Below are 10144 nucleotides of genomic sequence, written 5' to 3'. Positions count from 1 at the left end.
CTTTCCTCCGGGCGCTTCCCTTCGGTCTTGCGTTTCCGACTCTATCAGATCTTTTCTCGATCCGATTTCCTCGGCGCTTTCCAGGTTCCCGCTTTTGTTTCGCGGTTTCCTTTCCGGCGGTTCCGACTTTATCAGAAGTTCTGAGTCGGATTTCCCGCCCCTCTCAGGAGGGGTCCGAACGCACATGAAGTGGCCGGGTTCCCGTTCAGGCGGAGCCGTAAACGTACTGGAGCGGGGCGCCCCGATGCAAATCGAGGGCCCCGCTCCGGGTTCACGCGTACGAGGGGTCGTCCGCGGGTCAGACCTCCACGACCACCGGGAGGATCATCGGCCTGCGGCGATAGTTGTCGGAGACCCACTTGCCCAGCGTGCGGCGGACGAGCTGCTGCATCTGGTGGGGTTCGACGACGCCGTCCTGCGCCGAGCGTTCCAGGACCTCGGTGATCTTCGGGACGACGTCCGCGAAGACGGAGTCCTCGATTCCCGAACCGCGGGCCTGCACGTGCGGGCCACCGGTGATCTTGCCGGTCGACGAGTCGATGACCACGAAGACCGAGATGATGCCCTCGTCACCCAGGATCTTGCGGTCCTTCAGGGCCGGCTCGCCGACGTCGCCGACCGAGAGGCCGTCGACGTACACGTAGCCCGCCTGGACCTTGCCGGAGATCTTGGCCTTGCCCTCGATGAGGTCGACCGCGACGCCGTCCTCGGCGATGACGATCCTGTCGTGCGGGACGCCCGTCATGGCGCCCAGCTCGGCGTTGGCGCGGAGGTGGCGCCATTCGCCGTGGACCGGCATCAGGTTCCGGGGGCGGCAGATGTTGTAGAAGTACAGCAGCTCGCCCGCGGAGGCGTGGCCGGAGACGTGGACCTTGGCGTTGCCCTTGTGGACGACGTTGGCGCCCCAACGGGTCAGGCCGTTGATCACGCGGTACACCGCGTTCTCGTTGCCCGGGATCAGGGAGGACGCCAGGATCACCGTGTCGCCGTCGACGATGCGGATCTGGTGGTCCCTGTTCGCCATCCTCGACAGGGCGGCCATCGGTTCGCCCTGGGAGCCGGTGCAGACCAGGACCACCTGGTGGTCCGGGAGGTCGTCGAGGGTCTTGACGTCGACGACCAGACCCGGCGGGACCTTCAGATAGCCCAGGTCGCGGGCGATGCCCATGTTGCGGACCATCGAACGGCCGACGAAAGCGACCCGGCGGCCGTACTCGTGTGCCGCGTCCAGGATCTGCTGGATGCGGTGGACGTGGCTGGCGAAGCTCGCCACGATGATCCGCTTGCGGGCGCCCGCGAAGACCTGGCGCAGCACGTTGGAGATGTCGCGCTCGTGCGGGGTGAACCCGGGCACCTCGGCGTTCGTGGAGTCGCTGAGGAGGAGGTCGATGCCTTCCTCGCTCAGCCGTGCGAACGCGTGGAGGTCGGTGAGGCGGTTGTCCAGCGGCAGCTGGTCCATCTTGAAGTCGCCGGTGTGCACCACCATGCCGGCCGGCGTGCGGATGGCCACGGCCAGGGCGTCCGGGATGGAGTGGTTGACCGCGATGAACTCGCAGTCGAAGGGACCGATGCGCTCGCGGTTCCCCTCCTCCACCTCAAGGGTGTAGGGGCGGATGCGGTGCTCCTGGAGCTTGGCCTCGATCAGGGCGAGGGTCAGCTTGGAGCCGATCAGCGGGATGTCCGGCTTCTCGCGCAGGAGGAAGGGGACGCCGCCGATGTGGTCCTCGTGGCCGTGCGTCAGGACGATGCCCTCGATGTCGCCGAGGCGGTCCCTGATGGACGAGAAGTCCGGCAGGATCAGGTCGATTCCGGGCTGCTCCTCCTCGGGGAAGAGGACTCCGCAGTCGACGATCAACAGGCGGCCGCCGTACTCGAAGACGGTCATGTTCCGGCCGATCTCGCCGAGGCCGCCGAGTGGGGTGACCCGCAGGCCGCCCTCGGGGAGCGGCGGGGGCGGGCTCAGTTCGGGATGCGGATGGCTCAAAAGACTCTCCTCAACCACGCGCGCCACGTACCGGTCGGGCACGTGGCGCGTATGACGTTCGTGCAGAAGCAGTTGTCGTTGGGACATGCAGGCACCGGTGGCCTGCGGCTATTCAGTTGTGAAGTCTGTCGCGGCCCGGGGCGGCCGCGGAAAGTCCGATGTCAGAGCTGTACCCCGCCCGCGGCAAGATCGATCTTGAGTTGCTCGACCTCTTCGGGCGAGCACTCGACCATGGGAGCGCGCAGCGGGCCGGCGGGCAGTCCCTGGAGGGCGAGCGCGGCCTTGGTGGTCATCACGCCCTGGGTGCGGAACATGCCCGTGTAGACCGGAAGCAGCTTCTGGTGGATCTCGGCGGCCTTCTGGACCTCACCGGCGACGAAGGCGTCGACGAGGGCGCGCAGGTCAGGGGTGACGACGTGGCCGACGACCGAGACGAAACCGACCCCGCCCACGGAGAGCAGCGGCAGGTTCAGCATGTCGTCGCCGGAGTACCAGGCCAGGGCGGAGCGGGCGATGGCCCAGCTGGCGCGGCCGAGGTCACCCTTGGCGTCCTTGTTGGCGACGATCCGGGGATGCTCCGCGAGGCGGACGAGCGTCTCGGTGTTGATGGGGACGCCGCTGCGGCCGGGGATGTCGTAGAGCATGACCGGCAGCTCGGTGGCGTCGGCGACGGCCGTGAAGTGCCGGTACAGGCCCTCCTGCGGGGGCTTGTTGTAGTACGGGGTGACGACCAGCAGGCCGTGTGCGCCGGTCTGCTGCGCGGCGCGCGCCAGCTCGATGCTGTGACGGGTGTCGTTGGTGCCGACTCCGGCCACGACGTGGGCCCGGTCGCCGACGGCCTCCAGGACGGCTCGTACCAGGTCCGATTTCTCCGCGTCGCTGGTGGTCGGGGACTCGCCGGTGGTGCCGTTGACGATCAGGCCGTCGTTGCCTGCGTCCACCAGGTGGGTGGCGAGCCGCTGAGCGCCGTCGAGGTCGAGTGCGCCGTCCGCCGTGAAGGGCGTGACCATGGCGGTGAGGACCCGCCCGAAGGGGGTCTGCGGAGTGGAGGTCGGAGCCATGGGTAACACGCTACTCGTTGCTCAGAGCGGGGTCTGCCCTCGGGTCGGGCGACAAGTCGTGACAAAGGTGGAACCCGGCACTGCCTGCTCGGGGGTTCAAGCAGTGCCGGGTCCGTTTGATCAGGCTAGATGAACTTCGCTAAATGTCGCAATACGGACACTTCGCAGGGCTGATCCGTACATACGTCTCCGTTACGGCGCCACTCGCCCGTTGGCGTTGAACGCGGCGTAGGTGAGGGGCATGAGCTTCGCCCACTCGGCCTCCATCTTCTCGCCGACCATCTCGATCTCCCGCTGCGGGAAGGACGGCACCTTCGCCAGCTCGTGCTGGGTGCGCAGGCCGAGGAAGTGCATCAGGGAGCGCGCGTTGCAGGTGGCGTACATCGAGGAGAACAGGCCGACGGGGAGGACGGAGCGGGCGACCTCACGGGCGACGCCCTCCGCGAGGAGCTTCTGGTAGGCGGCGTACGCCTGCTGGTAGGACTCCTCGAGCACGCGGTTGACCGTGGCGTGCTGGGACGGGGTTCCCTCGACGAAGACGTACTTGCCGGGGCGGCCCTGCTGAACCAGCTTGCGGGACTCGTCCGGGGCGTAGAAGACCGGCTGGAGCTCCCGGTACCGGCCCGATTCCTCGTTGTACGACCATCCGACGCGGTGACGCATGAACTCGCGGAAGACGAAGATCGGTGCGCTGATGAAGAAGGTCATCGAGTTGTGCTCGAAGGGGCTGCCGTGGCGGTCCCGCATGAGGTAATTGATCAGGCCCTTGGAGCGCTCGGGGTCCTTCTGCAACTCGTCGAGGGATTGGTCGCCGAGGGTCGAGACCCGGGCGGCGAACAGGACGTCCGAGTCCCTGGCGCTGGACTTCACCAGCTCAACGGTGACGTCGCCGCGCAGTGTCACCTCACTGTGCGGAGCGGGCTTGGGGTCGTCGGCGGTGGTCACAGCAGGTCCTTCCCGTCACTTCCGAATGCGCGCCCACTCTACGGGGCGTGGGCGGCACCATTTGTGGCACTCGTTCGTCTGAGTTGGTGACAGTTGATCCCCCGAGACCCGAAAGGAGCGGTCTCTCCCATGCTCCGTCGGCGTGAACCCGTGCCCTACGCCTTCCTTGCCGAGGCCGACCGGTTCCGCAGCAACGTCGCTCCCCCGCCCCCGGAGCGGGCGTCCGTCGGTCAGATGGCCGGGCGCTGGCTGATGGGGCTCACCATCGTGGCCGGGCTGGTGGGTTCCCTGGTCATCGGGATGCCGGCACTGTCGCTGGACCATTCCGCGCAGACCCAGCAATCCCAGGCCTCACAGGGGCGCTGACTCCATCCGGGCCCCGGAAGTGGTGAGGGCAGACACGGGCGGATAGCCTCACCGGGCACAGCCCACGCATGGATTGAGTGAGGACCAGCCGTGCCCCTGCCCTTCCTGACGGCCGACCGCGCGTTCGAGCCGGCGGACGACGTCGCGTTGCCCTTCGACGATCGTGACGCCTGGCGGCGCCCGTACCGCCCCGGGCCCTGGCGTGTCGGTGTGGCCGCGCTGTGTCTGCTGCTCGCCTCGTACGTGCTGCTCGCGGCGGTCGTCATCGCCCTGACCGGCTCGGTGTCCGAGGCCGCTGTCATCCTCGGTCTCTCGGTGCTGGTGATCGGCGGGGCCCTGCGGCTGCTGCGCGTCGGCGTGTGGGTGAGCGCGCGCGGGCTGCGTCACGTGCGGTTCTTCGCGACGCGGACGGTGACCTGGAACCGGGTCATGGCCGTACGGACCGCACAGCAGCCGGTGCGCTGGCTGGGGCTGCCGCGGACCGTGCAGGGTCAGGCCCTGACGCTGGTGCGGCGGGACCGGGCGGGCGAGGTCACGACGCTGCTGACCACGCACGGGGCCGACTTCCTGGCCCGGCCCGAGGCCTTCGACCGGGCCTCGGACGCGGTGGAGGCGTGGACCGACGAGTACCGGCAGCCCTGAGCGGGCGGACGACACACCGGTGGGCCCGGTCGGCAGGTGCTGCCGACCGGGCCCACCGGTGTGTCGTCTCAGCGTGAGGTCTGGTGCAGTGTGATCGCGCGCTGCATCGCCTTGCGGGCGCGCGGGGTGTCCCGGGCGTCGTGGTAGGCGACGGCGAGGCGGAACCAGGTGCGCCAGTCCTCGGGGGCCGCCTCGGTCTCGGCCTTGCGGCGGGCGAAGACCTCGTCGGCCGAGTCGCGGTCGATCCGGCCGCCGGGGGTGCGCTTCAGCTCGTCGACGGGGAGGCCGCCCTCGGCCTCGAGTTCGGTGGCGAGGGCGTTGGCCCTGCGGACGAACTGGGTGTTCTTCCACAGGAACCACACGCCGATGACCGGCAGGATCAGCACCGCCACCCCGAAGGTGACGGTCACCGGGGTGCCGGCCTGGATGAGCATGACGCCACGGCTGCCGACCAGGCCGAAGTAGAAGACCAGGACGGCGGCGGTGATGGCGTAGGAGACCTTGGCGCGCATGGGGGTGGGGGCTCAGTTCAGGTCGAGGAAGTGTTCCAGGCCGAAGGTCAGACCCGGGGTGGTCACCACGCGGCGCGCGCCGAGCAGGATGCCCGGCATGAAGCTGCTGTGGTGCAGGGAGTCGTGCCGCACGGTGAGGGTCTCGCCCTCGCCGCCGAGCAGGACCTCCTGGTGGGCGAGGAGGCCGCGCAGGCGGACGGCGTGGACGGGGACGCCGTCGACGTTCGCGCCACGGGCACCGTCCAGGGCCGTGGCGGTGGCGTCCGGGGCCGGGGCGGTGCCGGCCGTGCGGCGGGCCTCGGCGATGAGCTGGGCGGTGCGTGTGGCGGTGCCGGAGGGGGCGTCCACCTTGTCGGGGTGGTGCAGTTCGACGACCTCGACGGATTCGAAGTAGGGCGCGGCGATCTGCGCGAACTTCATGGTGAGCACGGCTCCGATGGAGAAGTTCGGCGCGATGAGCACGCCAGTCCCCGGGGAGTCGGCCAGTCGGCCGCGGAGGTGCGCGAGGCGCTCGTCGGTCCAGCCGGTGGTGCCGACCACGGCGTGGATGCCGTGTCCCACGCAGAAGTCGAGGTTGTTCATGACCGAGGCGGGGGTGGTCAGTTCGACGACGACCTGGGCGCCGGCCTCGGTCAGGGTCTCCAGCTTGTCGCCCCGGCTCAGGGCGGCGACCAGTTCCATGTCCTCGGCGGCCTCGACCGCCCGGACCGCCTCGGAACCGATCCGGCCCTTGGCGCCGAGGACCGCCACGCGCAGCTTGCTCATGTCTGTTGCTTCCTTCGGGGATGGTTAGGCGACGGCCTCGTGCAGACGGGACGCCTGCTTGTCCTTGAGCGGGCCGATGACCGACAGCGACGGGCGCCGTCCGAAGATGTCGCGGGCCACCGAGCGGACCTCGTCCGGGGTCACCAGCGCGATCCTGGTCAGCATCTCGTCGACCGACATCTGCTCGCCCCAGCACAGCTCGCTCTTGCCGATGCGGTTCATCAGCGCGCCGGTGTCCTCCAGGCCGAGGACCGTGGAGCCGCGGAGCTGGCCGATGGCGCGGTCGATCTCGTCGTCGGACAGGCCGTGCTCGGCGACGTGGTCGAGTTCGTCGCGGCAGATCTTCAGCACGTCGTGGACCTGCGAGGGGCGGCAGCCGGCGTAGACGCCGAACAGGCCGCAGTCGGCGAAGCCGGAGGTGTACGAGTACACGCTGTAGGCCAGGCCGCGCTTCTCGCGGACCTCCTGGAAGAGGCGGGAGGACATGCCGCCGCCCAGGGCGGTGTTGAGCACGCCGAGCGCCCAGCGGCGGTCGTCGGTGCGGGCCAGGCCGGGCATGCCGAGGACGACGTGCGCCTGCTCGGTCTTGCGTCCGACCAGGTCGACGCGGCCGGCGGTGCGGATCGTGCGCCGGCCCTCGCGCGGGGCGATGGGGGTGGCGGTGGGGTCCTTGAGGGCGCCCGCCTTCTCGAAGGCGGCGCGGACGTGGCGTACGACCTTGTTGTGGTCGATGTTGCCGGCCGCGGCGACCACGAGGTGGGTGGGGTCGTAGTGCTTCTTGTAGAAGCGGCGGATGCGGTCGGCGGTGAGGGCGTTGACCGTGTCGACCGTGCCGAGGACGGGGCGGCCGAGGGGGTTGTCGCCGAACATGGTCTGCGCGAACAGGTCGTGCACGCAGTCGCCGGGGTCGTCCTCGGTCATCGCGATCTCCTCGAGGATCGCGCCGCGCTCGACGTCGACGTCCTCCTCGAGGATGAGGGAGCCGGTCAGCATGTCGCAGACGACGTCGATGGCGAGAGGCAGGTCGCTGTCGAGCACGCGTGCGTAGTAGCACGTGTACTCCTTCGCCGTGAACGCGTTCATCTCGCCGCCGACCGCGTCGAGGGCGGAGGAGATGTCCAGCGCCGACCTGCGGGTCGTGCCCTTGAAGAGCAGGTGCTCCAGGTAGTGGGTGGCGCCGTTCAGGGAGGGGGTCTCGTCGCGGGAGCCGACGTGGGCCCAGATGCCGAAGGTGGCGGAGCGCACCGAGGGCAGGGTTTCGGTGACGATGCGCAGACCGCCCGGGAGGGTGGTCTTGCGGACCGTGCCGATGCCGTTGTCGCCCTTGATGAGGGTTTGGGTACGGGCGACGGCCCGCGCCTCCGAAGAGGTGCGGGCCGTCGCCTTGGAGCCACGGGACGTCACTGCTCGGCGTCGTCCTTCTGGTCGTCGGCGGAGCCGCCGTCGGACTCGTCCTCACCCTCGATCACGGGGACGAGGGAGAGCTTGCCGCGGGAGTCGATCTCGGCGATCTCGACCTGGACCTTCTGGCCCACGCCGAGGACGTCCTCGACGTTCTCCACGCGCTTGCCGCCGGCGAGCTTGCGGATCTGCGAGATGTGCAGCAGACCGTCCTTGCCGGGGAGCAGGGAGACGAACGCGCCGAAGGTCGTGGTCTTGACGACCGTGCCGAGGTAGCGCTCGCCGACCTCGGGCATCGTCGGGTTGGCGATGCCGTTGATCGTGGCGCGGGCGGCCTCGGCCTGCGAGCCGACCTGGGCACCGATGTAGATGGTGCCGTCGTCCTCGATCGTGATCTCGGCGCCCGTGTCCTCCTGGATCTGGTTGATCATCTTGCCCTTGGGGCCGATGACCTCGCCGATCTTGTCCACGGGGATCTTGACGGTGATGATCCGCGGGGCGTTGGGGGACATCTCGTCCGGCGTGTCGATCGCTTCCATCATCACGTCGAGGATGTGGAGGCGGGCGTCACGGGCCTGCTTGAGGGCGGCGGCCAGGACGGAGGCGGGGATGCCGTCCAGCTTGGTGTCGAGCTGGAGGGCGGTGACGAACTCCTTGGTGCCGGCGACCTTGAAGTCCATGTCGCCGAAGGCGTCCTCCGCACCGAGGATGTCGGTGAGGGCGACGTAGTGCGTCTCGCCGTTGATCTCCTGGGAGATCAGGCCCATGGCGATACCGGCGACGGGGGCCTTCAGCGGCACACCGGCGTTCAGCAGCGACATGGTGGAGGCGCAGACCGAGCCCATCGACGTGGAGCCGTTGGAGCCGAGGGCCTCGGAGACCTGACGGATCGCGTAGGGGAACTCCTCGCGCGTCGGCAGGACCGGCACGATGGCGCGCTCGGCGAGGGCGCCGTGGCCGATCTCGCGGCGCTTGGGGGAGCCGACGCGGCCGGTCTCGCCGACGGAGTACGGCGGGAAGTTGTAGTTGTGCATGTAGCGCTTGCGGGTCACCGGGGAGAGGGTGTCCAGCTGCTGCTCCATGCGCAGCATGTTGAGGGTGGTGACGCCCAGGATCTGGGTCTCGCCACGCTCGAACAGCGCGGAGCCGTGCACGCGCGGGATGGCCTCGACCTCGGCGGCGAGCGTACGGATGTCCGTGACGCCGCGGCCGTCGATGCGCTTCTTCTCCTTGATCACGCGCTCGCGGACGAGCTGCTTGGTCAGGGAGCGGTAGGCGGCGGAGATCTCCTTCTCGCGGCCCTCGAACTCCGGCAGGAGCTTCTCGGCGGCGAGCGCCTTGACGCGGTCCAGCTCGGCCTCGCGCTCCTGCTTGCCGGCGATGGTGAGCGCCTGGGCGAGCTCGGGACGGACGGCCGCGGACAGCGCCTCGAGGACGTCGTCCTGGTAGTCGAGGAAGACCGGGAACTCGCCGGTCGGCTTGGCGGCCTTCGAGGCGAGGTCGGCCTGGGCCTTGCAGAGCACCTTGATGAAGGGCTTCGCGGCGTCCAGACCGGAGGCGACGACCTCCTCGGTGGGCGCCTCGGCGCCGCCCTGGACCAGCTGGATGGTCTTCTCGGTGGCCTCGGCCTCGACCATCATGATCGCGACGTCGCCGTCCTCCAGGACGCGACCGGCGACGACCATGTCGAAGACGGCGTCCTCGAGCTCGGTGTGCGTCGGGAACGCGACCCACTGGCCGTTGATCAGCGCGACGCGGACGCCGCCGATGGGGCCGGAGAAGGGCAGACCGGCCAGCTGGGTGGACGCGGACGCGGCGTTGATCGCGACGACGTCGTACAGGTGGTCGGGGTTGAGCGCCATGATCGTGGCGACGACCTGGATCTCGTTGCGCAGGCCCTTCTTGAAGGACGGGCGCAGCGGGCGGTCGATGAGGCGGCACGTGAGGATCGCGTCCTCGCTCGGCCGGCCCTCACGACGGAAGAAGCTGCCGGGGATCTTGCCGGCGGCGTACATCCGCTCCTCGACGTCCACCGTGAGGGGGAAGAAGTCGAGCTGGTCCTTGGGGTTCTTCGAGGCGGTGGTGGCCGACAGCACCATGGTGTCGTCGTCCAGGTAGGCCACGGCGGAGCCGGCGGCCTGGCGGGCCAGGCGGCCCGTCTCGAAGCGGATGGTGCGGGTGCCGAAGGAACCGTTGTCGATGACGGCCTCGGCGTAGTGGGTCTCGTTCTCCACTAGCGTTTTCTCCGATACTTTTCGTCTTTTGTCCCGGCTGCCCGTGTGGCAGGGGGACGGTGGCGGAGAAGCGCTCCGTGCGGTGCGGACCGGTCTTCGATCGAAGCACCCGGGGGGTCTGTCTCCCGGGGGCCACTACCGAGGACCGGTGGCGGCGTGGCGCGCTTCTCCTCTTCCTTGTGGTGCTGGGTCGTGCGTATGGCGTTGTGCTACCACACTACAAAGCGTGAGTGA

At 69.2% G+C, this 10144-nt stretch carries 9 protein-coding genes; 2 read left to right on the top strand and 7 right to left on the bottom strand.

The genetic code is table 11. The features are described 5' to 3' along the window. Positions 1–298 precede the first annotated feature (298 nt). From ACZ4YY_RS36015 to thyX, 3 genes are all read right to left on the bottom strand, one after another. Positions 299–1984, bottom strand: a complete 1686-nt coding sequence (locus tag ACZ4YY_RS36015; protein WP_468299422.1) for a ribonuclease J — start codon at positions 1982–1984, stop codon at positions 299–301. 161 nt (positions 1985–2145) lie between these two features. Next, positions 2146–3045, bottom strand: a complete 900-nt coding sequence (gene dapA, locus ACZ4YY_RS36010) for a 4-hydroxy-tetrahydrodipicolinate synthase (RefSeq protein ID WP_468299420.1) — start codon at positions 3043–3045, stop codon at positions 2146–2148. Positions 3046–3237: 192 nt separating this feature from the next. Then, the gene (gene thyX / locus ACZ4YY_RS36005; protein WP_468299418.1) at positions 3238–3990 is read right to left on the bottom strand and encodes an FAD-dependent thymidylate synthase; all 753 of its coding nucleotides are present in this window, start codon (positions 3988–3990) and stop codon (positions 3238–3240) included. A 129-nt stretch (positions 3991–4119) separates the two neighbouring features. On the opposite strand from thyX, the gene ACZ4YY_RS36000 reads away from it, so the two are divergent. Together ACZ4YY_RS36000 and ACZ4YY_RS35995 are read left to right on the top strand one after the other, a co-directional pair. Continuing rightward, positions 4120–4356, top strand: coding sequence for a hypothetical protein (locus ACZ4YY_RS36000; RefSeq protein ID WP_468299416.1), 237 nt, complete (start codon positions 4120–4122; stop codon positions 4354–4356). A 90-nt stretch (positions 4357–4446) separates the two neighbouring features. Continuing rightward, entirely contained in the window at positions 4447–4998 is a 552-nt protein-coding gene (locus ACZ4YY_RS35995; RefSeq protein WP_468299414.1) for a hypothetical protein, read from the top strand. Positions 4999–5066: 68 nt separating this feature from the next. Here ACZ4YY_RS35995 and ACZ4YY_RS35990 read toward each other — a convergent pair whose 3' ends face one another. Genes ACZ4YY_RS35990 through ACZ4YY_RS35975 form a run of 4 tightly spaced genes read right to left on the bottom strand, consistent with a single transcriptional unit; the run spans position 5067 to position 9910 of the window. Continuing rightward, a complete protein-coding gene (locus tag ACZ4YY_RS35990; RefSeq protein WP_468299412.1) occupies positions 5067–5510 on the bottom strand; it encodes a DUF485 domain-containing protein in 444 nt (147 codons plus the stop codon). Between the two features lie 12 nt (positions 5511–5522). After that, positions 5523–6275, bottom strand: a complete 753-nt coding sequence (dapB, locus tag ACZ4YY_RS35985) for a 4-hydroxy-tetrahydrodipicolinate reductase (RefSeq protein ID WP_468299410.1) — start codon at positions 6273–6275, stop codon at positions 5523–5525. A gap of 24 nt (positions 6276–6299) precedes the next feature. Then, on the bottom strand, positions 6300–7679 hold the full coding sequence (locus ACZ4YY_RS35980; protein WP_468299408.1) for a M16 family metallopeptidase: 1380 nt from the start codon (positions 7677–7679) through the stop codon (positions 6300–6302). Continuing rightward, positions 7676–9910, bottom strand: a complete 2235-nt coding sequence (locus ACZ4YY_RS35975; RefSeq protein ID WP_468299406.1) for a polyribonucleotide nucleotidyltransferase — start codon at positions 9908–9910, stop codon at positions 7676–7678. Before ACZ4YY_RS35975 ends, ACZ4YY_RS35980 begins: the two co-directional genes overlap by 4 nt. Positions 9911–10144 lie beyond the last annotated feature (234 nt).

This window comes from Streptomyces sp. NPDC030143 (assembly GCF_055573695.1).
Note: the sequence above shows the minus strand (reverse complement) of the source record. Positions and strands in the feature narration are given on the sequence as shown.

What these genes read in the sequence shown, in the direction of transcription:
- dapA (WP_468299420.1), bottom strand. Translation starts at nt 3,045, where the DNA reads ATGGCTCCGACCTCCACTCCGCAGACCCCCTTCGGGCGGGTCCTCACC.
- ACZ4YY_RS36000 (WP_468299416.1), top strand. Translation starts at nt 4,120, where the DNA reads ATGCTCCGTCGGCGTGAACCCGTGCCCTACGCCTTCCTTGCCGAGGCC.
- ACZ4YY_RS35990 (WP_468299412.1), bottom strand. Translation starts at nt 5,510, where the DNA reads ATGCGCGCCAAGGTCTCCTACGCCATCACCGCCGCCGTCCTGGTCTTC.
- dapB (WP_468299410.1), bottom strand. Translation starts at nt 6,275, where the DNA reads ATGAGCAAGCTGCGCGTGGCGGTCCTCGGCGCCAAGGGCCGGATCGGT.